The organism is Methanofollis aquaemaris, assembly GCF_017357525.1.
Lineage (GTDB): Archaea > Halobacteriota > Methanomicrobia > Methanomicrobiales > Methanofollaceae > Methanofollis > Methanofollis aquaemaris.
In genome coordinates, this window is record NZ_CP036172.1 from 904,823 (window position 1) to 927,208 (window position 22,386).

Consider the following 22,386-nt stretch of genomic DNA (forward strand, 5'->3'; position numbering starts at 1 on the left):
GACTGAATCCATCGCCTTCCCTCATGCTCACGCCGGGGGCGCCGCCCCCGGACCCCGTGATGAAGAGAGAGGCGAGGAAGGCGAGAAGAGAAGACCATGATGTGGGGTTGCAGTCCGCCGCCCATCTTCGTGCGGGGGGACCGGGGGGCGGCCAGCCCCCCGCAGAGATAGCCATTCTGGGCATTTACCATGAAAATGATCCAGACGTTCAATTCTGGAGTTATGGATGAGAATTTGAACACACAGATTTCTCTCATACCTGATATACGGAGAAAAAAACCGCCCTCAGAACGATCGGGCTCTCTGCCTTCCCGCCCCTATCTTCGTCCCGGGGGTCCGGGGGCAGCGCCCCCGGCGTGTATGATGGAGGAAGGCACGTAGTTCAGAGATGCCGCCCCCAATCGTCGAATCTTCACCGCCGTCTCGCACCGGGGGGGCGGTGCCCCCCGGATCCCCCCACGGATGAAGATAGCCGAGGAGCGGCAGTTGAACAGTATCCTTCAGGTGCCCTGTTGCGAGGAGAGGAATCAAGTATCCCTTCGCACTCAGGAGAACTGCAACGAGAAATTTTCATCACGTATGCTTGAGCCAGGGGTTCATGCCTGATTCTACAAAGTCCTGCGAGGGAAGATTTTCATTCGGTATGCCTGAGGCGTGTTCTCGACTCAGGAGCGACTCAACAGAGCCGAAAAAAGAATAAAATACCCACGTATTCGTCGCCCCCCCGAAGAGGGGGAAAAGAGTGGACCGGTTCAGTCCTTCTGCAACTTCTTCGCCCGTTCCTTGGAATTGTACCCGGTGACAGCATCGAGGTACTTCCTGAAGCGGCGGTTGGTGTCCAGGATCGTCTCGTCTTCGGCCGCCAGGTCGGACTCGGTGTCCACCACCACGGTCTTCCCCTTCTCGCCAAGACAGACCTCAAGCCGCTTGAGTGCACCGTACGAGATAACATAGTGTCCGTCCTTCTCCTCAGGCTCAATCCCGAAGCACTCGGAGAAGGAAGCGACCATCCGCTCCTCCAGTTCTTTCGTGAACCCCCGCTTGATCTTGTACTCCTGCATACGATCAGGTGTGCAGGCCGACCGGATAAACCCTTAGACACCGTGGGCATCCGCCGAAATACATGCCCCGGCCCCCATAAAAACCATGCCCACAGGACCGGTCGGCCGCGCGACAGAATGCCTGAGAATGTTTTTATGTTCCTCTGCCCATGGTAGGTTGATGTCGTCCGAACCGGATGTCAAAATCACATCTGAACCCCTGCGCGGGGAACACCCGGTGGTACTCATGGGCTTTCCCGGCAACGGGCTTGTCGGGAGCATCGCCCTCCAGTACCTCGTTGAACAACTGGACTTCAACCTGATCGGGAATATCACCAGCAAATACTTCCCGCCGGTCGCCATGATGGCAAACGGGGTCATCAACGTACCGGTCAGGATCTATGAGAAAGGCGATGTCGTGGCCATCGTCGCAGACATTCCCATTCACCCGATGATCTGCTACGAGGTGGCGAACGGGATCATGGACTGGATCACCCCCTACCAGCCCAGAGAGATCATCGCGATCGCCGGGATCGTCACCAACGAACCTGAGAAACGGGTTTTCGGGGTTGCAACACAGAAGGGGATGCTTGAGAGGATCCAGGAGCATACGGTTGTCCTGCCGATGGGGAGCATCTCGGGGATCGCCGGGAGTGTCCTGACCGAGTGCAAGATCAGAGACATTCCCGGCTTCGGATTCCTGGGCGAGACGGTCAACACCCCCGACCCCAGGTCTTCGGCGGCCACCCTTGCGGTCCTCAACACCCTCTACGGCTTCGACGTCGATATCGACCCGCTCCTCGAACAGGCGGTCGATATCGAGGCGACGATGCACAAACTCGCCGAAGAGGTTCAGCGGAACGAGCCGGTACAGAAGAAAGAGTACCTTCCGATGTACGGGTGATCGAGATGAAGATGACCGCATTGACAGGGATCTCAGGGGCCGTTCTCAACGAACTGAAGATGGGCAAGCCTCGGACCCTTGAACTGCAGAGCGCCCACAACGTGATCTCGATCGCCTCCCTTGAGGCCGGACCTGACACCTACCTCTTCCTCACCAATGTCGACCTCGAGGATCTTTCTCCGGGCGACGTCGGGATCATCGTCAGGGTACTCTCGGTGAGCGTCAGCATGAAAAGGGTGGTCGACTACATCCATCCGGTCTATTATGAGGAGCGGGAACGGCTCACGGCACGGACCCAACTCCGCTACTGCGCAAACTCGATGGTGAAGACCGTGCGGACCGGCACGATCTGCGAACCGGTGACCGTCGAGGTGGTCAAGGCAGCCCACTACCGGGCGATCTGACCTCCTCCATTCAAAAATTTAATAATCTGGGAGAGCAATAGTTATTGGCTCAGCCGGGGCCTGTGGCTTAGCCAGGATATAGCGCCGGGCTTCTAACCCGGACGTCGGGGGTTCGAATCCCTCCAGGCCCGTCTAATTCTGCCAATGTCTCGATATTCTCCCGGATGATCATTCTTATAGTATCAACGCCTGGTTCTCCTTCTTCATAGCGAGGGGCGATGTTCTCGCCTGCTGCTCTATCATGAAGAGCATGATCGATGGGGGTCACCAGATTTCTTCTTCCGGTGACTCGTCTTTAGACGTCCATCAGTGAGGGCGATCTCCTCATCGGGATCTCCGGCGTGAGCGTGGGGGAAGGCGCGGGATCGATCAGCGCGAGATGAATCCGCAGGTGATCAGGATCTCCCGCGTAGCCTTCCCGCCCCAATCGCAGTCCCGGGTGTCCGGGGGTGGAGCCCCACCGTGAGGATGGGGAAAGGCGTGAGAAGTGATCAGTGTGAGAGCCAGCAGGTGATCTGAGGGCCGCACAGCCCTAAAAACGTATGAAAAACTCTACAAAACCAAAAAAAGAATTTTAGCAGATCTTCGTCCCCGGCTTGACGTCCCTGAGGGGCGTCAGGAGGGAGGCCTCCTCGCCGGCGGCCAGGATCATGCCGTTGCTCTCGATCCCGAAGATCTTTGCGGGCTTGAGGTTGGCGATCATCACCACGTTCTTGCCGACGAGGTCTTCAGGATCATAGAACGGCGCGATGCCCGAGACCACCTGGCGCTGCTCCTCTCCAAGGTCGACCTGGATCTTGAGAAGTTTCTTCGAACCCTTCACCGGTTCGGCGGCGAGGACGCGGGCGACCCGCAGGTCCATCGTCGCAAAGTCATCGATAGAGATCTGGTTTGCTTCGGTCATAGTTTTCAGTTCCTTCTTCTTCGCTTCTGCGACGCGGCCTTCGAGGATCTTCTCAAGGACGGCAACCTGATCGTCCTCGAGTCTGGCAAAGAGCGGCGACGGCGCGGGGAGAGCGCCCTCCTGCACCGGTGCAAGTCCTTCGCTGACCGGATGGGTCGAGACAGAGTCCTCGTGGCCGAGCATCTCCCAGGCCCGCTGGGCGGCCTCGGGCAGCACCGGTTCGACCAGGAGAGTGAGAGCCTTGGCCACCTGGAGACAGTCGACGATGACCTGGGCGGCGGCCTCGCGGTCCTCCTTGATCAACTTCCAGGGGGCGTGGTTCTGGATATGGGTGTTCCCGTAGGCGGCCAGGGCCATCATGGCGTCGACCGCACCCTTGAACTCGTACTCCCGCACCGCGTGGTCGACGGCCGCAAGCGACCGCTCGATCTCGGCCGTCACCTCGGGCGCCGCCGTCCCCGCCGGCACCCCGCCGAAGAACTTCTGGGCAAAGTGGAGCGTGCGGTACAGGAAGTTGCCGAGGGTGTTGACGATCTCAGAGTTCACCCGCTCCTGGAAGACCTTCCAGGAGAAGTTCAGTTCCTTGGTGTGGCTGGTGTACGAGAGGAGATAGTAGCGGAGATAGTCGGCGGGGAGGCCCTGGTCCAGGTAGTCCTCGTTCGTCCAGACCACGTACCCCCGCGACTTCGAGAACTTCTGGTCGTCGATCTTGACCATCCCTGAGGCCACGACCGCAGAGGGCGTGCCGTAACCGGCACCGCTGAGCAGGGCCGGCCAGAAGATGCAGTGGTGGTAGATGATGTCGCTGCCGATGAAGTGGACGATATCGCCGTCGCCGCACCAGTACCGCTTCCAGTCGTTCCCGGTCTCCTCGGCCCACTCCCTGGTGAAGGAGATGTAGCCGATGGGGGCGTCCACCCAGACATAGACGACCAGGTCGTCGCGGCCGGGGAACTTCACGCCCCAGTCGAGGGTGCGGGTGATGCACCAGTCGTGCAGTTCTTCCCGCACCCACCCGGTGGCATAGTTGCGGGCATTGGCCGTGCCGCCGAGGTGGCTGAGATGGTCGAGGAGAAACTGCTGAAACTCGCCGAGTTTGAAGAAGTAGTGCTCCTGCTCGCGCATCTCGGCCGGCGACCCGCAGACCTTGCAGATCGGGTTCTTGATCTCGCCGGGCTCCAGGTGGCGCCCGCAGCCCCGGTCGCACTCGTCGCCCCGCGCCTCGGCGCCGCAGTACGGGCAGACGCCCTCCACGTACCGGTCGGGGAGGAACCGCTTGCAGGTGGTGCAGTAACTCTGCTGGATCGTCTCGGAGTAGACATACCCGTTGTCGATCAGGGCCTGGACCATTGCCTGCGTCTGCCGGTGGTTCATCTCGTCGTCGGTCATCCCGAAGTGGTCGAAGGTGATCTCCATGCGCTTGAAGGTCTCGTCGAAGTGCGCGTGGTAGCGCATGGCGAGGTCGCGGGGGGTCGTGCCCTCCTGCTCGGCGCTGATCACGATCGGCGTGCCATGGTTGTCAGACCCGCAGATGAAGACCACGTCCTCCCCGCAGCGGCGGAGATATCTGACATAAAAGTCAGCCGGGACATAGGTCCGGAGATGCCCGAGGTGACAGGGGCCGTTCGTATAAGGGAGGCCGCATGTCACCAGCAACGGTTTGCCACTCATCTCATACCTCTTGGTGGTGAAGATATACAAACATTATTTAAACCGCATCCGCTCATCCGAGTTCAAAGGTCGTGACGCCGAAGACCCGGTCCAGGGGGACGGCCGGCGCCGGGCCGAGATAGATCCGTGCGGTCTCGAAGACCTGCTCCATCCCCCGCGCTTCGGTGAGGGCGAGGGCGGCGGCGTTCGGTTCGGGGACGTCGAAGAAGTACGCCTCGCCGGGGACCGAGGCCGCCAGGCCGTCGAGAAGCGTCCCGGCGGTCGCCGGCGAGTCGGCGAAGAGCGGACCGATCTTGTAGCCCTCGAAGCACGGCCTGACGACGCCGTATCCCTGCAGTCTCCGGTCGGCCCCCAGCGCGGCGAGGGCGGTCGCTCCCTCCTGCGCGAGCCATGGAGCAAGGAACCGCGGGCGCCCGGCCCGGAAGATTTCGGCGTCGTAGGCGACGACCTCCTCGAACGGCACCTCGGAGATCGGAACCAGTCCCTCGGGCATCTCCCCCCCTCCCATACCCCGGAACCTGATGTTCCGGTAATGGAGGGCAAACCCGAACCGGTCGCGGTACTTCGGCTGCATGGCCACGACCCCGTCGGCGCCGATCGCCCGGCCGCCGGCATGGGCGAAGGCGGCCCTGGTGACAGCAAGCCCATAACCCAGGCCGCGGTATTCGGGCTTGACGATCAGGAGCCCCCAGAAGGCAAACTCATCGTCGTAGCACACCATCGAGGAACAGGCGACCGGTTCGCCGTCCGCCTCACCGATAAAAAAACCCTCAGGATCCTGGGCATAGAAGGCCCCCGCATCGTGGAGGCCGGGGTTCCACCCCTCCTCCCGTGCGAGGCCGACGGCAAAGTCGACATCGGCGCGCTCCATTCGCCTGATGACACACTCTCTCTCCATGGAGAGGATGGGAGAGGAGGGGTACATCAGTGTTTCTCTTCATCACTCCTATATGGGGGGAAGGAGCATTTCTGGTTATGAAGCGGATACCGGTCAGGACACGGGGCTTCGGGGCCGAGGTCGGGACGCCTGCGGTGGGGGATCTGGCCGATTGGGTGGAAAGGCGAAAGGGACGGGGCGGCGACCTGCTCGCGTACCGGATCGAACGCTCCGCCGCACTCCAGGACGGCGTGGACTTCCCGGCCGCCGGCGGGCTCTTCTACGGCGAGCGGGTGCTCGAGTGTCTTGCCGGCGTCGTTGACGGGGCGGTGACCGGCGAGGTCGGGAGCGTGCCCGACGCCGCGCTCGACGATCTCAGGGGATGGAAGAAGAACGCCTGGATCTCCCTGCCCGCGCCCTCGGTGCTCGGGCTCGAAGACCGGTACTTCGGCGATCCCGAAGAAGCGGAGGAGGAGGTCTGCCGGGCCTTCCGCCGCCTGCTGCGCGAGATGCGGGACGCGGGGGCCGGGGGGCACGTGCTCCTCATCGACGAGGCCAACGAGGTCGAACTCGATCTCCTGACAGGGACCAGGTGCATCGTCTTCCCGCTCACGCGCGATTCCTCCACCCTCGAAGCAGTGCTCGAACACCAGCACCTCCTCCCCCTCGCCCCGGCCGAACTGAGACTGGCCGCGGACCTCGTTGACCGCTACGAGATCCGCGAACTCTCGCTCCTCCACCCCGACCACCAGGCCCTCGGCGAGGCGCTCGACTTCTTCGATCCCGACGAGATCTCGGCCGGGGGCTACACAAAAGCAGGTGAGGAGGAGGCCTGGGCCGCGCTCCTCGAAGAAGCGTACGTCCTCAAATAACTTCAGCGACTTTGACGAGTTCCTTGAAGTGGCGGTTGCGCTTCAGGAGCCAGAAGAAAAAGCGGTCCATAAGAGAGAAGGTGAAACTCCCGCCGGCGGCGTTGGGGTGCCCGCCGCCCCCGAACTTGCGGGCGATGAGATGGCTGACCGGCGGGACCGATCGGATAGAGAAGCGCCCGTTTTTGGAAACGATCACCTCGATGTCGGTGCCGAGGGCGTCCCTGATGGCGTGGGCGGTCTCCGAGGGGTAGCCGTGGAGGGGAGCGAAGGCGATGGTGTATTTCTCCCGGTAGATCTTCGCCTCACTGATGCTGGCCCCGATGGCGGCGTCCATCTCGGCCCTGATCTCCGCATAGATCTCCTCGACCTTCCGATCAGTGAACTTCCCCTGCGAGAGAAGGTTTCTGATATGCGGAAGGAGGTGGCGGCGCTGAGTGACGAGCCCGAGGACGTCGGCGCGGGGATCCTCTTTCTTCCAGAGGTCGTAGTCGCAGACGACCCTGGCCACCTCCACGGCTGCACTGTCCCCCGGCCGAAGATCCTTTGCGACGATCCCGGTGGCGCAGACCGAGGTGTCGATGGTGAGAAGGGCGCAGTGCGGCCTGACCAGATCGGCCTCGGCATCGGTCCACCGGTGGTGGTCCCGCCACTCGATCTTCCATCCGTTCGCGGCCGCGGCCTTCGCCGAGGCTTCGACCCCTCTTTTGTACCCGAGGTCGCTGATCGAGAGGACGTCACCGCGGCCAGGGAGTCCGGCGATGAGTGCAAGGGTCGAGTCATACCGCCCGACCGATGCGAAGATCGTGGTGATCTTCCCGTACACCATCCGGTGGATGGCATCGGCGCCGGCGGCGTCGAGGTCGTTGTGCGTGAGGTGGAGGATCCCGTTCTTCCGCCCCTCCACAGCGGCGACAATATCCTCGTCGGTGGTCTTCCTCCCTTCGATGACGCTTACCATTACCTATTCTTGGAACCATGGAGGGATAAAAAGGGCGGCGGTGGAGACCGCACCGTTTATTAATCAGGAGTGCCAACATGTAATGGCTGCCCTAGTAGCTCAGACTGGGAGAGCGCCAGACTGAAGATCTGGTTGTCCCCGGTTCAAATCCGGGCTGGGGCACTCCTTCTTATTTTCTATTCAAATACTGAAAGCGCCAGTGCAAGCGCTTTTTATCACACTATTCATCTCGATGCATCCTCCTCAAAGCGCTCCCGCCCACGCGGGACGACACCCTTATCCCTCCTCCAGAGGAGAAACGAGGCCATGCTGCTAGACGTGATCATCCATACGAGCATGAGCATCGACGGTGCGGTCACCGGATTTCTGCCCGACATCGGCCTCCACTACGAGGTCGCCGCAGAGTTCACGCCCGACGCCATGCTGGTCGGGTCGATGACCGCCGTGAGCGGCGTCGAGCGCTACCTGGAGGAAGTCCCGCCCGAAGAGGTCGGGGACCTGGAACGGCCCGCGGTGCACGCAGGAGACACCCGCCCCCTCTGGGTCTTCGTAGACAGCAGAGGAAAACTGCACGGCCTTCTCCATGTCTACCGGCGCTCCGAATACTGCCGGGACATCGTCGTCCTCGTCGCCGAAGAGACGCCGGCGGCGTACCTCGAGTACCTCAGCGCACGCGACTACCCCATCATCAGGGCGGGGGGAGAGCGGGTCGACCTGCGAACCGCCCTGGAGGCGCTGCACAACCGGTTCGGCGTGCAGATTGTCGTCTCGGACAGCGGCGAGCGGTTGAACTCCGCACTCCTGGAGGCCGGTCTGGTGAAGACCCTCAGTCTCGTCCTCACCCCCACGCTCGCCGGCCGCGGCGCAAAGCACCTCTTCGAGAGCCTGGACGAGAAGAGAGAGAATTTTGTTCTGGAGCGGTTCGGCGAAGTGGGCGACGGGTGCGTCCATCTCGTCTACCGGGTCGGGTGAATGGGATTAAGAGCTCTGTTAAAATCCCTGTCTGCAATGGAACAGGATCACCATCTGAACGGTCCCTGGCGCAAGGGTGTGGGAAGGAGTGATGATCAGGCGTGCCGCCCTCAATCGCAGGATCGTCACCGGCATCTCGCACTGGGGGGAGATCCCCCGGACCCCCTACGGACGACGATACCCGAGGGGCGACGATTGAGTGCAATACTCACTGTTGCCCTGTCGTGAGGAGAGGGAACCCTCAAAACTCTGAAGCGCAGCTCTGAACAATATTCAACCGCGTATGCCTGAGCCCGGGGTTCATGCCTGCTCCAACAGAAGAAGGCGAGAAAATTCATCGTCGTCCGGTTTGCACCTCTGCATCGGCATACACCTCTTTGCACTCAGCAACTATCACCAAATAAAAGATATTTAGATCTCCGTTCTTCAATACGGGCCTTTTCGTTCCGATCTCATCCTCATGTGCATCCAGATCTCGATCGCACACAGGCCCTCACAGAGAGCCAGAGAGATCAAGGGCGGTGTGTGTGTTCTCTCGTTCTGGTGCAATATAGTATTATGAGAGAGATCTCTCTCTCTCCTCTCTCTAGAATAGGTACTCTGAGCCCTCTTCTCCGTCCGCGTCCATCACACTTTTTCAGTGCATTTTCGGTGCAGATGAGGTGCAAATGTGCCAGGCATGCTCTCGACTCACGTCTGATTCTACCTGGCCGAAAAAAAGGAAATTCAGAGTGCCGCCGCCACCGCGCCGGCACATCCCCGCCCGGCATAGAGCGCGAGGACGGTCAGCAGGAGCGTCGCCCCTATATAGGCCCCAAAGCCGAAGAGATTGTCGTCCTCAAGGCGCCTGAACGACTCCAGCCCGAAGGTCGACATCGTCGTGAAGGCCCCGAGGAGCCCGACGGTCAGGAAGATCCGCATCTCCTCGCTCACCACGCCGGTATACTCGGCAATATAACTCACCCAGCTGAGCGCAAAACAGCCGAGCACATTTACTCCAAGCGTCCCGACAGGGAAGGAGGCATACCCTTCATGGAGCCATCCGCTGATCTCGTAACGCAACAATGCACCGGCAAACCTGCCGGTCCCGATAAGCAGCAATCCATCATGGCCCCTGCGCGCTTGAAAACCCGTGGAAAAAAGAAGTCATCAGTTAGGACGGCGGTTCAAGGCGACTTCATCGCCCGGCCCCCCGAAAAGGGGCTCGAATCTATGGTGTGTAATAACACGGCCCGGAGAGATCTCAAGATGGCGGAGTCCACCGATCCCCTACAAAAAGAGAAAAGGAAAGAGACCCCTCACTCGGCCGCCAGCGCCGTGATCGGGGAGAGACGCGAAGCCTTCCAGGCGGGATACACCCCGGAAAGCACGCAGATCCCGATACCCACCCCGATCCCGACGACCACGTTCATCAGCACCGACGGGGCGAAGAGATACGAGATGTCCTGAAGCATCAGCACGATGAGGATCGCACCGGCTATCAGGCTGAGTATCCCACCGATCACCGCTCCGATCGCCCCCAGGATCCCGGCCTCGTACAGGAACATCTTGATGATCTCCCTGCTTTTGACCCCGATACTTCGGAGGATCCCGATCTCGCGCGTCCGCTCGGTCACCGACATCATCATCACATTGAAGATGCTCACTGCCGCGACTAAGAGCGAGATCCCGGCGATCCCGGTGACCGCCATCGATACCGCCCCGAGAACCCCCGAGATCATCTCGACCAGGGCCTTCGGGTCCGAGATATCGACCGTCTCCTTCCTTCCGTTGAGACTCTTGTCCAGGCTCTCTCGCACCTTCTCGACCCCGTCGAGATCCTCGACGATGACCAGGGCCCTATCGTACCCGCTGTCTTTCCCGTTGAGTTCCTGGTACAGCCGGTCGGTGATGATGATCGAACTGTAGGTCGAGATCCCGGTGCCGAACCCGGAGTTCTTCAGGATGCCGGCGACCCGCACCTTCTTGGCATGCTCATCGTCGCCGATGGTGATCCTGCTCCCGATCGTGAGGTCATGCTCCTCGGCGATGTCCGAGGAGATCAGCGCGCGGTCGCCGCCATGGATCATCACGCCTTCCTCGACCTTGACGACAAGAGGCATGTCGGCAGGGTCAAGCCCATAGACCGAGGCATACCCATCCTCGCCGGCCGCCCTGAACTGCGAGAAGGTCGAACGGTACGGGACGACCGGGTTGCCCATGCTTGCCCGCTCGATCTTTCTCACCTCAGGGATGCTGAGCGTCTCCTTGCTCCCGCCGAAGAAACCGCCCCCGCCACTCGCGGGGGAGACGGTGATCTGCCCGCCTCCGTCGCCCAGGTCGCCGGTCACCGCGACCTGGAGGGCCGAGCCCATGATCCCCATCGTGGTGATGGCAAAGACCCCGATGACGATCCCGATCGCCGCCAGGACCGACCTGAGGAAGTGGAGGCGGACATTGCGCTTTGCCAGGTCGAAGTAGATGTCGGTGCCGATCACGCCACCACCCTCCCGTCCATGAGCCTGACCACCCGGTCGGCGTACTCCGCCGTGCTCGGGTCATGGGTCACCATCACCACCGTCTTGCCGGCCTGGTTCAGTTCGGTCAGGAGTTCCATGATCTGGACCCCCATCTTCGAGTCCAGGTTCCCGGTCGGTTCGTCGCAGAGAAGGATCGCCGGGTCGTTGACCAGGGCCCTGGCGATGGCCACCCGCTGCTGCTGCCCGCCGGAGAGTTCGTTGGGAGTGTGAGTGGCGAGTTCGGCGTCGAGCCCGACCTTCTCCAGGAGTTCCAGGGCCTGCCCCTCCTCTTCCCCATGTTTGTGCTTGATGATATAGGGATACTCCACATTCTCCCTGGCCGTCAGGACCGGGATGAGGTTGAACTTCTGGAAGATGAACCCGATGGCGTCCCGGCGGAGATCGGTGAGAGCGTCGTCGGAGAGGTTTCTGGTGTTCACCCCGTTGATGACGACGTCTCCTTCGGTCGGCGTGTCCAGGCAGCCGACCTGGTTGAGGAGGGTCGACTTGCCTGAGCCGGACGGGCCCATGATCGCCACGAACTCCCCGGGGTCGATGGTGATCGAGACGCCGTCGAGCGACCTGACGTCTCCGGCGACCCTCGGATAGATCTTGACGACGTCAACGAGGCGGATGACCGGCTCGTCTCCCATTATTTCCTCCACCTGTTCAGGAGCCCGCTGCTCTTCAGGATCGCCCCGAGGACACCCAGGCCGACCACGCCGAAGAGGATCATCACCGGCAGGGGGATGGACTCGTCCTTTGTCTCGGTGGCGGCGGGGGCATGCACCCCGGTTGAGATAGTCTGGTGCTTGGTGATGGCGAGTGGCATCGTCCGGGTATACGGCGTGCCGTCGGCGTCGCGGTAGGTGATCACGAGCGGGACCGACGTGGCGTTCTCGGCGCTGAAGTCGAGTTCAAAACTCGCGAGGTCGTCGGGGTCGAGGCTGCCGATGGCGTACTCCGGATAGGGATTCTCAGGCACGGCCGGGTCGCCGGAGGTGACGACGACCGACTTGGCGGCCTCGAGCCCGGCATTGGCGATGTCGCCGCTGACCGAGTACGAGCCGAAATTGCCGTGGACCTCGATATTGTTCACCACCAGCTCGGCCCGGGTGTTGGACTGGCCGAAGACGACCGGAAGGGTGACGGTGGCGGTGTGGGTGTTGGGCCCGGTGTGGTAGGTGACGTCGAAGGCGAGGTCGGTCTCCTGGGTGGCGGTGACGTCGAGGGTCACGTTGGCCTGGGCCGAGGGGGCGAGGGTGCCGACAAACCACCCGGTCTGAGCGGCCTCGATCCCCTCGCCTCTGGGGGTGACGGTGATCCCGGTCACCGGGGAGGTGCGTGGATTGCCGACGACGAGAGTGATGTGCTCCTTCTTCCCTTCGGTGAAGGCGTCCGGACGGCCGGTGACGACGACCGTCAGGGGAGTCTCCTCGACCCTGACCGGGACACGGGTGCTCAGACTGCCGTCCTGACCGTAGTCCAGCGAGAACCATGGGTAGTAGACGCCATCATGGGTGTTTGGATCGGCCCTGATCGTGAAGGTATACGAGACGGTGGTACCGGGTCCGATGGTTCCGGCAGCTTCGTAGGCCCCGTCGTTGAGGGTTTTGATTTCGGTGCCTTTCAGGACGGCCCTGCTGACCTGAACCGGTTCGGTGCCGCTGTTCATGACTTTGGCGGTGATTGTCCCGGTGTCGCCGGGCATGAGGGTGGCCGGGTCGACAGTCGTGTTCGTGACCGAGACATGCGAGGCCGCTCCGGTCGCGGAGGCCGCGGCGGCGGAGCAGACGAGGATCATCAGCCCGAGAATGAGGGCGAGAGGTGTGCGGTATGTCATAGATATACTGATCTCCGTGGGTGGGCACCCGCGCCCACCTTTGTGTAAAGCATGTTGTACATTTTGTCTTTAATACCTTACCATATGTCAATAGTAGTATTCATATAGACAAACACATCTTACATTTCTCTGCACCAGGCCGCCGCAGCGGCCACTGCTCTAAGGAGAACACCATGGACACAGACACATCCTTCATCGACATCCTTACCGGCCCAGAACGGTTCTTCGAATCGCTGGGCGAACGTATCGAGAGCATCAAGATCCCCGGCATCATCATCCTCTTCACCGCCCTGCTGGCGGCGCTCACCGCCTACCTCGCCGCCGGGGCCGTGCCCCTGACCGGCCTGGAAGGCGCCGACGCAGAAGCCCTGAGACCATTTGTCGGGATCTTCGCCGCAGCCGCCATCTTCATCGGCATCTTCATCATCTGGGGCATCCAGTCGCTGATCCTCCATGTGATCGCAAAGGTTCTCGGCGGCACCGGCTCATTCAAGTCGACGCTCGCCGTCGTCGGGTACGGCAACCTCCCGCAGGTTCTGATGGGAGTCTTGGGCCTCGCCCTCCTCCTCGTCTACCACATGGACATCGAGAAACTGAGCGCCGCCCTCGGCCTCGTCATCATGGGACTCATCTTCACCCTCTGGTCGACGGTGATCTGGTTCTTCGGCTTCAAGCATGCCCACGAACTCACCACCGCAAAGGCCGGCGTAATCGCAGGGATCATCCTCATCATCTCGATGCTGTCCATCGCGATCTGAGGGCGAACAGACACCTCCGGACCCTCCAACCAGCACACACACAGATGGGCGGGAACATACCACCGTCTCCCCCGCCCCCACTTTTTTGGGACGTTCTTCCCCCGGTTTTGTAGGACCGGGCATGAGGTGAGAGCAGGCCGCAGGCACGATTACTATGGGGTCATCCCAGAACTTCTATGGCCCTGATAGGTGAGTGGAAGAAGTTTCCGAAGCACGGTTTCGTTCAAGAGATTGGTGCCGCCCCGCCCCTATCTTCGTGGTGGGGGGGTGGGGGGGTGGGGGGGTCTCCCCACGGCGAGGATCGGCGGGGGGCAATGAAGTGGTGGTCCTATGTGGTGTCCTACTCTGAAGAGGGAACAAGGATTCACTCACCAGAAACCAACAAGAATTTTCATCCCGTATGCTTGAACCCCGTGTTCATGGTGAATCTACAGAGCCCTCAACTGCCACCCCCTCCCCATCCTCGCCGTGGTGGGGGTGAGAGTCAGTGTTCCTCATCTGCTGTTCTGTCATGAAGTGAGGAGTCAGGATCTCCGGCATGCCCTTCCGGCACCCGGCAGACGCGAGGCGGTCACCGACCGTCATCCGGCGAGAAGATCTCCTCGATTGTCACATTAAAATAACGGGCGATCTTGAAAGCAAGGTCAAGGGAAGGGTCGTATTTTTTCTTCTCGATGGCGATGATCGTCTGCCGGGTCACCCCCAGAGCCACCGCCAGTTGCTCCTGGGTGAGGTCGTGCAGTGCCCGGTAGACCTTGAGTTTATTATTCATCGTCCCCTTCATCCCAGAATGGCTTTATCGCGATGATCCAGAGGACCAGGTACAGCAGGATGATCCCGCCCGCAAGTTGGAGGAGGAACATCCCGTCATTCATCGCTCTCTCAAGTTGGAGGAGCGCCCCCGAAACAAAAAAGCCCAGTCCGAAAAAGATCATCAAGAAAAGCGCGATCTTCAAGGTCTTCTCGGCCACCTGCTCTTCAACCTGACTCAACCGCTCGTCCCAGATCACCCCCTTCACCCGCTGCCTGCAGACAAAGACCAGGAGCAGGGCGATATAGAAAGAGAGTTCTGCAAGGTTGTCAAAGCCCGCGCTCAGGACGAGCGTGAAGACGACAACCTCAACAACGGCGATGAGGGCGATACAGAGGAAAAACTGGCTTCGATTCATGTACAGCCTTATAAAACGTGTTCGCGGCCACTGTTAATATACCTTGACATCAGGGGATGGAGAGGCTCACTCCATCGCCAGATCATAGATCCTGGCATAATACCTGGCCTGGAAGATCGACAGCGGGATCGTAACCAGTGCGAGAAGTGCAAACGCAACCACGTCCACCGGGATGAGCATGACAAGAGCGATGACTGCATTTGAAAAGGCGGCGACAAGGACCACGGCAGCTACATACTGCCAGAAGCCGATACGGTCGATGCACCTCCAGATCTTTCCGAACGAGAATGCGGCAAAAAATCTCCGCTCCCGGGCAAACAAGATCAATGCAATGTTTACAAACAGAGACAGCAGGATATAAAGTACCAGAACACCAAGGACTCCGCCGATTATCTCGGGCAGAAGAGGCTCGATCGCACCGACGCCTTCCATCTCGTAGAGAACCAGGACAGAACCGGCAAGCGCCATGACCCCCACGATCACCGGGACGATATAGAACATCCAGATCATACAGATCTTGATCCCATCGACGAACATCCCCCAGGACCACCGCACCGGCGGCGCCGGATCTTCCCCACGCAGAATCGAGACAAGATACCCGAAGAAGAGAGGGAAGATGACCAGACTGACAAGCAACTTGAGGTTATCCTTCCACCGCCCCCAGAATGCGCCCTTCGTATAATGGGCCGCGTCCATAAAGTGTGCACCAAGATCCATCAGATACTCACGTCTCTCTCATAGGTGTGCCGGGGGGGTAGAGAAGACTTGCGGCGTCTACCCGGAGAGACGGAATCATGAATCCGAAGAAGTTCGATAGATAAGTATTCTCGCTCACAACACAGTAGCAGGCGAGAGCACAAACTATCACCGTCCCCCGGCGCGAGAGAGCAGGTTAGCATATCCTTCTGGTGGGGCGGCCCTTCTGATCGACGTGCCTTCCCACTCCATCAGCAGGAGGCGCGGCCTCCGGACCTCCGGGATTGCGATGGGGACGGGAAGGCGGCGGGGAGATCATGAAGGGGGTGTTGCCGTCACAAGCGGAAGTGTCGGACAGGTGAGGGACGCCGCCCTCTCGACCAGCGGCACCGGAGTTACGGGGCCGGAGGACAACACGAAAACGCTCCATCGATACTCTCCAGGAGAGGGCGACGGGCGATCGAACAGGCACTGAAAGAGAGCCTCGACGGATCAACCTGCAAAAAAATGGTCCAGCACCTTTTTCAACTCCAGCGGTGCGATCGGTTTCTCGAGCACCTCGACGATTGAACCCTGATGCCGTTCGTACTCGGCCGATTCCAGGGGACGCGCGGTGAAGAGCATCACCGGGGTCGCCGGGAGGTCCGGGTCTGCGGCCAGGGCATCGAGCACCTGCCAGCCGTCGACCGGGGCCATCGTCACATCGAGGAGGAGGAGTTCAGGACGGGCCGACCTGACGAGGGCCAGACCTTCATCTGCCGAAGCGGCGAGAAGAGGCCGGTACCCGATCCGTTCCAGGACTATCTTCATCATCTCCAGGATGGGACGGTCATCGTCGATCACCAGGACCTCAGGTTTCACTGCCGTCCCTCCGCCTCCAGCACGATGGTGAAGGTGCTCCCCTCTCCAGGTGCGCTCTTCACCTCGATCCTCCCGCCGTTCTGGCGGGCATATCGCTCGGCTATGGGGAGACCGAGCCCCATCCGCCCATATCGACGGCTCAGCACCTCGCCGTCTCCGATGGAGAAGGGCTCGAAGATCATACTCTGTTTGGCCGGGTCGATCCCCGGACCGTTGTCCCTCACCCTCACCCACTGTCGCCGTCCCTCCTGACCGCAGGAGATCTCGACGAGACCTGGTCCTTCGCTGTACTCGACGGCATTGGAGACCAGACCTTCCAGCACCTGGAAGAACTGTTCCCGGTCGACCAGGACCGTCATCCCCTCAGGGACCGACACCCTGAAGGTGGCCCTGGAGGTGAAGTCAGGGCGGTCGAGCACCTCCTCGACCAGGGCGGCAAGGTCTACCTCGGCAGGCCTGCTCTTCATCTCGCCGCTGTCAAGGAGACTCAGTTCAAGCATCCGGTTCACGATACGCCGTTCCCGGTCGATATTCTCAAGGCAGACACCCAGCATCCTGGCCGCCTCATCTCCCACCCCATAGTGATCGCGGTCATCGAGGAGGAGGCTGAGATAACCAAGGACCGGTTGGAGTGGGGTTCTGAGTTCATGGGCCGCCGTGGTGGTAAAATCCTGCCACCTCGCCGCCTCGGCCCCGGCCCTCTCTTCCATCTCTCTGAACAGGTAGAGCGAGGAGAGGTCGAGGACGGTGCACTGACACCCCCGATCTCCCGGGACACAGGATAGGAGGACCGGCACCTCCTCCCCTGATCGGTCACAGAAGATGGTCTCAAATCTGGCGACCTCCATCCCGCCACCAACCAACCCGGAGAACACCTCCGCCTCATTCGGATCGGTGCAGAGCGACGACAACAGAATATTCCCGGAAGAAGACTCAGGAAATCCAAGACGGACTGCAAGATCCCGACTCATCTTGTTGACCTCAAGAGTTTCAGGGTTCAGAGAGAAGAAGAGAGACGATCCCCCGGGCATGGTCATAGGAGATGACTGTTCAGAAGAGAAGAGAGTGACCGCCGTCATCCCCCAGAGATAGAGCATGGTGAAGAGGAAGAGAAGGACCGGATCGAGGGAATAGCCACCGAAGGCGAGGAAGAGCGTTACGGTGGTGTATCCCAACGAGAGAGCAGCAGCCGTCCATATCGACCGGTTCGAGTACCAGACCGCCACCATAACGAGTGGGATATAATAGAGATATGATTGCGCCACCCCTACACTGGAGAAGAGTGAATAAAGGACGGTAAGAGAAAGAAAAGCCAGTATAAATCCTTTTACTCCTACGGTCTGGATGTATGCCATCCACTGAGTGAAAGGGACATCTGGTACGCTCAAACGCCTTGAAAACATTGTACAAATGAGATGTAAACGGGATCGTTATTTATGCCCTTTCATTTCTTTCAAACAGGCACATGAATAAGTAATCATCCATCGAACCTCAGGACATGCGTCCATATGTCTTTGTCAACCTCGCGATGAGCGCAGACGGCAAGATTTCGACACGAGAACGACGACAGGTTAAGATCTCAGGCGCAGACGATTTCAAACGGGTCGACGAGATAAAAGCAGGCTCTGACGGGATCATGGTAGGGATCGGCACAGTCATGGCCGACGATCCGTCGCTCACCGTTAAATCGCCCGAACTGAAGGCCGCGCGCAGGGCGCGGGGAGAGGATGAGCACCCGCTCAGGGTCGTCGTCGACTCGATGGCCAGGACATCCCCGGACGCCGACATCCTCTGCAAGGGCGCGGGGCAACGGGTCGTCGCGGTCTCGGCTGCGGCGCCGGCCGGAAGGGTCGAAGCCCTTCGAGAGAAGGCCGAGGTCGTCGTCGTCGGAGAGAAGGGCGTCGACCTCACCCTCCTGATGCATGAACTGGCCACCCGCGGCGTGAAGCGACTGATGGTCGAGGGTGGAGGCACACTGATCTGGGGACTCTTCAAGGCAGGTCTGGTGGACGAGTTGATCACTTATATCGGCTCAACCGTCATCGGAGGAGTAGACGCCCCGACCCCTGCCGACGGCGAGGGGTTCGTGAGAGAGGACGAGTTCCCGCGTCTCGAACTCGCCGGCGTCGAACGGGTCGACGACGGGGTGTTGCTGCGTTGGGTCGTGAAAAAAGAGGAGTAGTCCCGGTCACTCAAGAGGGAGAGCCGAGTCGTAGATCTTGAACACGGTCTTTCCGTCCGCACCGAGCGGCCGGTCCATGGTGGCCCAGACCTGGATCCTGTCCTGTTTTGCAGTCCCTGCAAACTCAACGCTCTCTCCGGTCGAGAGTGACTTACCCGACGGCTTGGTCATCGTCTGTGTCTCGGTCGTGCCATCCGAGCGGGTGACCGTCACCTTGATCTCCTTCACATTCTCCTGTCCCATGCCCCCGGCAAAGGTGACGGTGATCGTGTTGTAGATGGAGTCCTTCCGTGCGGATGCCTTGACCTGATAATTGGTCGGCATCTCATCGGTTGGTTCAGGTTGAATAGATGGCGCAGGCGTCGTCTCAATCGGGGCCACGGTGGTGGTCTGGACCGGTGTCGGGGTGGGGGTCGCCTCCGGCGATGTGCCCGTGCATCCCGCAAATATCGCCGCTACGGCGACAAATGCAAGAGCAAGGAAGAAAGGTACTGTTTTCATACCTTCGTGTCTGCGAAGTACCTCTATTTGAGTGTTGCGATTGTCAGCCAGGCAAAGATATATCATAGGCCCGGTGCATCTCCCGCCGAGGGGGAGATATGGACGAGATCGCAGTGCTCATCGGAGGGAAAGCAGGTGAGGGGATCAACATCGCGGGTTCGGTGGTCATGCGCCTCATCTCGGGCTGCGGGCTGCGGACCGCGATGTACTACGACTATCCCTCCCTGATCAAGGGAGGGCATAACTTTGCCGTGATTCGGGGGGCGGCAGTGCAACCGTACTGCCACCGGGAGGGGATCGACCTTGTCCTTGCCCTGGACCAGGAGACGGTCCGCCGCCACCAGGGACGGATCCGTCCCGGCGGCCGGATCATCTACGACACCGGCAGGGTGCGGGAGTTGGATGGGACCGGTCTCCCCCTCGATGAGATCGTGAAAGAAGAGGTAGCACCCGCAGTGACGCGGAACATGGGACTGATCGGGGCCTTCTGTAAGGCCTGCGCCATCCCGTGGGAGACAGTGGAAGCGGTGCTCCGTCGGACGGTGCCAAAGGCGGTGGAGGCGAACCTGCGGGTGGCCGGGCGCGGCTACGAAGCGGCCGGGACGGTCAGGTCCCTCCCGGCCCCGACTGCAGGCAGGCGGGTGCTCCCGGCGCTCACCGGGAACGAGGCCGTCGCTCTCGGTCTGGTGGAGGCCGGGCTCGAAGGCTATATCGCCTACCCGATGACTCCCGCCTCAAGCATCCTCCACTTCCTGGCCGCGGGGCAGGAGGAGTTCGGGATAAGTGTCGTCCACCCAGAAAACGAAATCGGGGTGATGCTGATGGCACTGGGTGCGGCGTACGCCGGGCGGAGGGTGGCGGTCGGCACTTCGGGCGGAGGGTTCTGTCTGATGACCGAGGGGTTCTCCCTGGCCGGGATGGCCGAACTCCCGGTGTTGGTCGTTCTCGCCCAGCGGCCGGGGCCGAGCACCGGCGTCCCGACCTACTCAGGCCAGGGCGATCTGTCTTTTACGCTTTCGGCCGGGCAGGGCGAGTTCCCGCGCCTGGTCGCCGCCCCGGCCACACTTGAAGAGGCATGGTACTGGGCCGGGGCACTCCTCGACCTTGCCTGGCGGTTCCAGACGCCGGCGGTCCTGCTCACCGACAAAAATCTCGGCGAGGGGATGTACACCTTCCACAGTGCGCCGGAGAGGCCTCCCCTCCCGCCGGTACGCTGGGACGGGGACGGCGGGTACCGCCGGTACGCTCCCGGCCCCGACGGTGTCTCGCCGCTCGCCGATCCCGGGACGGCCGGGGCGGTCGTGAAGGTGAACTCGTACGCCCACGACGAGGCCGGGGTCACCGTCGAAGACCCGCCAACTGTTACCCGGATGGCCGAAAAACGGAAAAAAAAGGAGAAGGCCATGGCCGAGGTGCTCAGGGGCTACCCTTCGGTCATGACGGCCGGCGATCCCGCGGCCGGGACTGTCCTCCTCTGCTGGGGCTCGACCGCCGGGGTCTGCACCGAGGCGGCAGGAGACCTGGGGCTCCGGGTGGTCAGGCCGGTCGTCCTCTCTCCCTTCCCGACCGAACCATTCGGTGCGGCGCTTGCAGGGGCCGGGCGGGTCGTCGCCGTCGAAGAGAACCTGGACGGGCAACTCGCCCGACTGGTCAGAGGAGAGGGACACTGGGTGGACGCCATGATCGGGAAGTACGACGGACGGCCCTTCTTCCTGGAAGACCTGGAGCGGCGGCTGAAGGAGGTGGGGGTATGAAGTGGATCACCGGTGCGCAGAACACCTGGTGTCCTGGATGCGGCAACTTCGCCGTGCAGCACGCCCTCAAGGACGTTTTCGCCGATCTCGTCGCAGAAGAGGAGCGGCGGGCCGAGGAATTCGTGCTCGTCGCAGGGATCGGGTGCCATGCCAAGATCGCCGACTACCTCGCGGTCAACAGTTTCTATGCCATCCATGGCCGGACCCTGCCGGTGGCGACCGGGATCACCCTGGCCAATCCGGAACTCACCGTGGTGGCCTGCGCCGGCGACGGCGACGCCTACGCCGAGGGGCTCGGCCACTTCGTCTTTGCGGCCAAGCGGAACACCGACATCACGGCCATTATCCACGACAACCGGGTCTACGGCCTCACCACCGGGCAGTACACCCCGACCTCGTACACCGGGTTCAGGGGGCGCTCGACCCCCTCGGGTGTGAAAGAACGCCCCTTCAACCCGATCGAACTGGCCCTCGCCTCGGGAGCAACCTTTGTGGCCAGGGCCTACACCCGCCGCCTCGACCACCTCAGGGAGGTGCTGCGCCGGGCGATCCTTCACCGCGGCTTCTCGTTTGTGGAGGTGCTCCAGATCTGCGCCACGTACAACAACCTCACCGCTGCCTACAACGACCAGGTCTACGAACTCGACGGCCACGACACCTCTGACCTTAACGCCGCGCGGGAGCGGGCGCGTGAATGGGACTACTCGGACGGTGCCCCCATCGCCCTCGGGGTCTTCTACGAGACTGAGCGGGAGCGCGAGGCCTGGCCGCCGATGGGACGGTTGCCCGACCACCAGCGCCGGGAGGTGGTCAGGGGGGTGCTTGAGGGGAGGAGGTAGGGAATACCGTTCCTCACTCCCCGCACTTCGCCGCCGGCAGGGCCAAACGATCCCTTTATTGCCGGGCATGCCAAGGAGACATCTGGTGAGAGCATGATCTCGCACACGATGCTTGAGGCGCTGAACCGCCAGATCAACCGCGAACTGTACTCTGCCTACCTGTACCTCTCGATGTCGTCCTGGTTCTCGGACCGCGGCCTTCTTGGTTTTGCGAACTGGATGCAGGTCCAGGTGCAGGAGGAGCAGTTCCACGCGATGAAACTTTACGACTACTGTATCGCACGGGGCGGACGGGTGACGATGCTCCCGATCGAAGCGCCGCCCAACGAGTGGGAGTCGCCGCTTGCGGTCTTCGAGGCCACCTATGCCCATGAACAGCGAGTGACCAGGATGATCAACGACCTCGTCGACCTCGCCATGGCCGAGAAAGACCACGCCACCACCAACTTCCTCCTGTGGTATGTGGACGAGCAGGTCGAGGAAGAGGCAAACGACACCGAGATCATCGGGAAACTCCAGTTGATCGGGGACGAGACCAACGGACTCTTCATGCTCGACAAAGAACTCGGGACAAGGGTCTTCACTCCCCCGGTACAGGGGGCACCCTGAGATTCTTTTTTTTTTTTGCTCGTTGGGGTGATGAGAAGTTCAGCATTTCAGCAGATATTCAGCAGAACTTCAGC

The 22,386-nt window shown here is 61.1% G+C and carries 24 protein-coding genes and 2 tRNA genes; 11 read left to right on the forward strand and 15 right to left on the reverse strand.

Translation table 11 applies throughout. The features are described 5' to 3' along the window. Window positions 1-752: 752 nt before the first annotated feature. Window positions 753-1,061, reverse strand: a complete 309-nt coding sequence (locus tag RJ40_RS04395) for a DUF5611 family protein (RefSeq protein WP_265582145.1) — start codon at window positions 1,059-1,061, stop codon at window positions 753-755. 160 nt (window positions 1,062-1,221) lie between these two features. Here RJ40_RS04395 and RJ40_RS04400 point away from each other — a divergent pair, with 160 nt between their 5' ends. The 3 genes from RJ40_RS04400 to RJ40_RS04410 all read left to right on the forward strand — a co-directional run bounded on the left by RJ40_RS04400 (window position 1,222) and on the right by RJ40_RS04410 (window position 2,479). Further along, window positions 1,222-1,944 (forward strand): proteasome assembly chaperone family protein, encoded by a 723-nt coding sequence (locus tag RJ40_RS04400; RefSeq protein WP_265582146.1) that lies wholly within the window; start codon window positions 1,222-1,224, stop codon window positions 1,942-1,944. Between the two features lie 11 nt (window positions 1,945-1,955). Further along, a complete protein-coding gene (locus RJ40_RS04405) occupies window positions 1,956-2,348 on the forward strand; it encodes a DUF473 domain-containing protein (RefSeq protein WP_265582147.1) in 393 nt (130 codons plus the stop codon). A 56-nt stretch (window positions 2,349-2,404) separates the two neighbouring features. After that, window positions 2,405-2,479 (forward strand) — tRNA-Arg (locus tag RJ40_RS04410). Window positions 2,480-2,922: 443 nt separating this feature from the next. Here the strand turns inward: RJ40_RS04410 and metG are convergent. Both metG and RJ40_RS04420 read right to left on the reverse strand, forming a co-directional pair. Continuing rightward, window positions 2,923-4,923, reverse strand: coding sequence for a methionine--tRNA ligase (gene metG / locus RJ40_RS04415; RefSeq protein WP_265582148.1), 2,001 nt, complete (start codon window positions 4,921-4,923; stop codon window positions 2,923-2,925). A gap of 52 nt (window positions 4,924-4,975) precedes the next feature. Further along, on the reverse strand, window positions 4,976-5,848 hold the full coding sequence (locus RJ40_RS04420) for a GNAT family N-acetyltransferase (RefSeq protein ID WP_265582149.1): 873 nt from the start codon (window positions 5,846-5,848) through the stop codon (window positions 4,976-4,978). A 50-nt stretch (window positions 5,849-5,898) separates the two neighbouring features. Here RJ40_RS04420 and RJ40_RS04425 point away from each other — a divergent pair, with 50 nt between their 5' ends. After that, window positions 5,899-6,672 (forward strand): hypothetical protein, encoded by a 774-nt coding sequence (locus RJ40_RS04425; RefSeq protein ID WP_265582150.1) that lies wholly within the window; start codon window positions 5,899-5,901, stop codon window positions 6,670-6,672. Here RJ40_RS04425 and RJ40_RS04430 read toward each other — a convergent pair. Continuing rightward, the gene (locus RJ40_RS04430) at window positions 6,665-7,630 is read right to left on the reverse strand and encodes a DHH family phosphoesterase (protein ID WP_265582151.1); all 966 of its coding nucleotides are present in this window, start codon (window positions 7,628-7,630) and stop codon (window positions 6,665-6,667) included. The two genes, RJ40_RS04425 and RJ40_RS04430, sit on opposite strands and share 8 nt — an antisense overlap. Before the next feature lie 88 nt (window positions 7,631-7,718). On the opposite strand from RJ40_RS04430, the gene RJ40_RS04435 reads away from it, so the two are divergent. Together RJ40_RS04435 and RJ40_RS04440 are read left to right on the forward strand one after the other, a co-directional pair. After that, window positions 7,719-7,792 (forward strand) — tRNA-Phe (locus RJ40_RS04435). A gap of 144 nt (window positions 7,793-7,936) precedes the next feature. Then, entirely contained in the window at window positions 7,937-8,602 is a 666-nt protein-coding gene (locus RJ40_RS04440; protein WP_265582152.1) for a dihydrofolate reductase family protein, read from the forward strand. Window positions 8,603-9,328: 726 nt separating this feature from the next. Here the strand turns inward: RJ40_RS04440 and RJ40_RS04445 are convergent. The 4 genes from RJ40_RS04445 to RJ40_RS04460 all read right to left on the reverse strand — a co-directional run bounded on the left by RJ40_RS04445 (window position 9,329) and on the right by RJ40_RS04460 (window position 12,943). Next, window positions 9,329-9,703, reverse strand: coding sequence for a fluoride efflux transporter FluC (locus RJ40_RS04445; RefSeq protein ID WP_265582153.1), 375 nt, complete (start codon window positions 9,701-9,703; stop codon window positions 9,329-9,331). A 197-nt stretch (window positions 9,704-9,900) separates the two neighbouring features. Beyond that, on the reverse strand, window positions 9,901-11,079 hold the full coding sequence (locus tag RJ40_RS04450) for an ABC transporter permease (RefSeq protein WP_265582154.1): 1,179 nt from the start codon (window positions 11,077-11,079) through the stop codon (window positions 9,901-9,903). Then, on the reverse strand, window positions 11,076-11,753 hold the full coding sequence (locus RJ40_RS04455; RefSeq protein ID WP_265582155.1) for an ABC transporter ATP-binding protein: 678 nt from the start codon (window positions 11,751-11,753) through the stop codon (window positions 11,076-11,078). Before RJ40_RS04455 ends, RJ40_RS04450 begins: the two co-directional genes overlap by 4 nt. Beyond that, window positions 11,753-12,943, reverse strand: a complete 1,191-nt coding sequence (locus tag RJ40_RS04460) for a COG1361 S-layer family protein (protein WP_265582156.1) — start codon at window positions 12,941-12,943, stop codon at window positions 11,753-11,755. The genes RJ40_RS04455 and RJ40_RS04460 overlap by 1 nt, the downstream gene beginning before the upstream one ends. A 173-nt stretch (window positions 12,944-13,116) precedes the next feature. Here RJ40_RS04460 and RJ40_RS04465 point away from each other — a divergent pair, with 173 nt between their 5' ends. Then, on the forward strand, window positions 13,117-13,701 hold the full coding sequence (locus RJ40_RS04465) for a Yip1 family protein (protein ID WP_265582157.1): 585 nt from the start codon (window positions 13,117-13,119) through the stop codon (window positions 13,699-13,701). Between the two features lie 417 nt (window positions 13,702-14,118). Here RJ40_RS04465 and RJ40_RS04470 read toward each other — a convergent pair whose 3' ends face one another. The 6 genes from RJ40_RS04470 to RJ40_RS04495 form a co-directional block, all read right to left on the reverse strand. Beyond that, entirely contained in the window at window positions 14,119-14,286 is a 168-nt protein-coding gene (locus tag RJ40_RS04470) for a hypothetical protein (RefSeq protein ID WP_265582158.1), read from the reverse strand. Then, window positions 14,273-14,473 (reverse strand): helix-turn-helix transcriptional regulator, encoded by a 201-nt coding sequence (locus RJ40_RS04475; RefSeq protein ID WP_265582159.1) that lies wholly within the window; start codon window positions 14,471-14,473, stop codon window positions 14,273-14,275. The genes RJ40_RS04470 and RJ40_RS04475 overlap by 14 nt, the downstream gene beginning before the upstream one ends. Next, window positions 14,466-14,870: a DUF2178 domain-containing protein gene (locus tag RJ40_RS04480; protein ID WP_265582160.1), complete on the reverse strand. Its 405-nt coding sequence runs from the start codon at window positions 14,868-14,870 to the stop codon at window positions 14,466-14,468. Before RJ40_RS04480 ends, RJ40_RS04475 begins: the two co-directional genes overlap by 8 nt. Window positions 14,871-14,936: 66 nt before the next feature. Then, entirely contained in the window at window positions 14,937-15,587 is a 651-nt protein-coding gene (locus tag RJ40_RS04485) for a DUF4013 domain-containing protein (RefSeq protein ID WP_265582161.1), read from the reverse strand. 471 nt (window positions 15,588-16,058) lie between these two features. Then, the gene (locus RJ40_RS04490; protein WP_265582162.1) at window positions 16,059-16,427 is read right to left on the reverse strand and encodes a response regulator; all 369 of its coding nucleotides are present in this window, start codon (window positions 16,425-16,427) and stop codon (window positions 16,059-16,061) included. Further along, window positions 16,424-17,692 carry a sensor histidine kinase gene (locus RJ40_RS04495; RefSeq protein WP_265582163.1) on the reverse strand — a complete coding sequence of 423 codons (1,269 nt, stop codon included), beginning with the start codon at window positions 17,690-17,692 and terminating at the stop codon, window positions 16,424-16,426. The genes RJ40_RS04490 and RJ40_RS04495 overlap by 4 nt, the downstream gene beginning before the upstream one ends. 233 nt (window positions 17,693-17,925) lie before the next feature. Between RJ40_RS04495 and RJ40_RS04500 the strand changes: the two genes are divergently transcribed. After that, entirely contained in the window at window positions 17,926-18,609 is a 684-nt protein-coding gene (locus tag RJ40_RS04500; RefSeq protein ID WP_265582164.1) for a 2,5-diamino-6-(ribosylamino)-4(3H)-pyrimidinone 5'-phosphate reductase, read from the forward strand. A gap of 6 nt (window positions 18,610-18,615) precedes the next feature. On the opposite strand, the gene RJ40_RS04505 is transcribed toward RJ40_RS04500, so the two are convergent. Next, window positions 18,616-19,110, reverse strand: coding sequence for a hypothetical protein (locus RJ40_RS04505; RefSeq protein ID WP_265582165.1), 495 nt, complete (start codon window positions 19,108-19,110; stop codon window positions 18,616-18,618). A 98-nt stretch (window positions 19,111-19,208) separates the two neighbouring features. On the opposite strand from RJ40_RS04505, the gene RJ40_RS04510 reads away from it, so the two are divergent. The 3 genes from RJ40_RS04510 (at window position 19,209) to RJ40_RS04520 (ending at window position 22,312) form a co-directional block, all read left to right on the forward strand. Then, on the forward strand, window positions 19,209-20,864 hold the full coding sequence (locus RJ40_RS04510) for a 2-oxoacid:acceptor oxidoreductase subunit alpha (RefSeq protein ID WP_265582166.1): 1,656 nt from the start codon (window positions 19,209-19,211) through the stop codon (window positions 20,862-20,864). Continuing rightward, window positions 20,861-21,703: a thiamine pyrophosphate-dependent enzyme gene (locus RJ40_RS04515; protein WP_265582167.1), complete on the forward strand. Its 843-nt coding sequence runs from the start codon at window positions 20,861-20,863 to the stop codon at window positions 21,701-21,703. Before RJ40_RS04510 ends, RJ40_RS04515 begins: the two co-directional genes overlap by 4 nt. Before the next feature lie 93 nt (window positions 21,704-21,796). After that, window positions 21,797-22,312, forward strand: a complete 516-nt coding sequence (locus RJ40_RS04520) for a ferritin (RefSeq protein WP_265582168.1) — start codon at window positions 21,797-21,799, stop codon at window positions 22,310-22,312. Window positions 22,313-22,386: the final 74 nt, after the last annotated feature.

What these genes read in the sequence shown, in the direction of transcription:
- RJ40_RS04465 (WP_265582157.1), top strand. Translation starts at nt 13,117, where the DNA reads ATGGACACAGACACATCCTTCATCGACATCCTTACCGGCCCAGAACGG.
- RJ40_RS04405 (WP_265582147.1), top strand. Translation starts at nt 1,956, where the DNA reads ATGACCGCATTGACAGGGATCTCAGGGGCCGTTCTCAACGAACTGAAG.
- metG (WP_265582148.1), bottom strand. Translation starts at nt 4,923, where the DNA reads ATGAGTGGCAAACCGTTGCTGGTGACATGCGGCCTCCCTTATACGAAC.
- RJ40_RS04520 (WP_265582168.1), top strand. Translation starts at nt 21,797, where the DNA reads ATGATCTCGCACACGATGCTTGAGGCGCTGAACCGCCAGATCAACCGC.
- RJ40_RS04395 (WP_265582145.1), bottom strand. Translation starts at nt 1,061, where the DNA reads ATGCAGGAGTACAAGATCAAGCGGGGGTTCACGAAAGAACTGGAGGAG.
- RJ40_RS04475 (WP_265582159.1), bottom strand. Translation starts at nt 14,473, where the DNA reads ATGAATAATAAACTCAAGGTCTACCGGGCACTGCACGACCTCACCCAG.
- RJ40_RS04400 (WP_265582146.1), top strand. Translation starts at nt 1,222, where the DNA reads ATGTCGTCCGAACCGGATGTCAAAATCACATCTGAACCCCTGCGCGGG.
- RJ40_RS04425 (WP_265582150.1), top strand. Translation starts at nt 5,899, where the DNA reads ATGAAGCGGATACCGGTCAGGACACGGGGCTTCGGGGCCGAGGTCGGG.
- RJ40_RS04510 (WP_265582166.1), top strand. Translation starts at nt 19,209, where the DNA reads ATGGACGAGATCGCAGTGCTCATCGGAGGGAAAGCAGGTGAGGGGATC.
- RJ40_RS04460 (WP_265582156.1), bottom strand. Translation starts at nt 12,943, where the DNA reads ATGACATACCGCACACCTCTCGCCCTCATTCTCGGGCTGATGATCCTC.
- RJ40_RS04515 (WP_265582167.1), top strand. Translation starts at nt 20,861, where the DNA reads ATGAAGTGGATCACCGGTGCGCAGAACACCTGGTGTCCTGGATGCGGC.
- RJ40_RS04455 (WP_265582155.1), bottom strand. Translation starts at nt 11,753, where the DNA reads ATGGGAGACGAGCCGGTCATCCGCCTCGTTGACGTCGTCAAGATCTAT.
- RJ40_RS04440 (WP_265582152.1), top strand. Translation starts at nt 7,937, where the DNA reads ATGCTGCTAGACGTGATCATCCATACGAGCATGAGCATCGACGGTGCG.
- RJ40_RS04430 (WP_265582151.1), bottom strand. Translation starts at nt 7,630, where the DNA reads ATGGTAAGCGTCATCGAAGGGAGGAAGACCACCGACGAGGATATTGTC.
- RJ40_RS04420 (WP_265582149.1), bottom strand. Translation starts at nt 5,848, where the DNA reads ATGTACCCCTCCTCTCCCATCCTCTCCATGGAGAGAGAGTGTGTCATC.
- RJ40_RS04500 (WP_265582164.1), top strand. Translation starts at nt 17,926, where the DNA reads ATGCGTCCATATGTCTTTGTCAACCTCGCGATGAGCGCAGACGGCAAG.
- RJ40_RS04470 (WP_265582158.1), bottom strand. Translation starts at nt 14,286, where the DNA reads ATGACGGTCGGTGACCGCCTCGCGTCTGCCGGGTGCCGGAAGGGCATG.
- RJ40_RS04480 (WP_265582160.1), bottom strand. Translation starts at nt 14,870, where the DNA reads ATGAATCGAAGCCAGTTTTTCCTCTGTATCGCCCTCATCGCCGTTGTT.
- RJ40_RS04485 (WP_265582161.1), bottom strand. Translation starts at nt 15,587, where the DNA reads ATGGATCTTGGTGCACACTTTATGGACGCGGCCCATTATACGAAGGGC.
- RJ40_RS04505 (WP_265582165.1), bottom strand. Translation starts at nt 19,110, where the DNA reads ATGAAAACAGTACCTTTCTTCCTTGCTCTTGCATTTGTCGCCGTAGCG.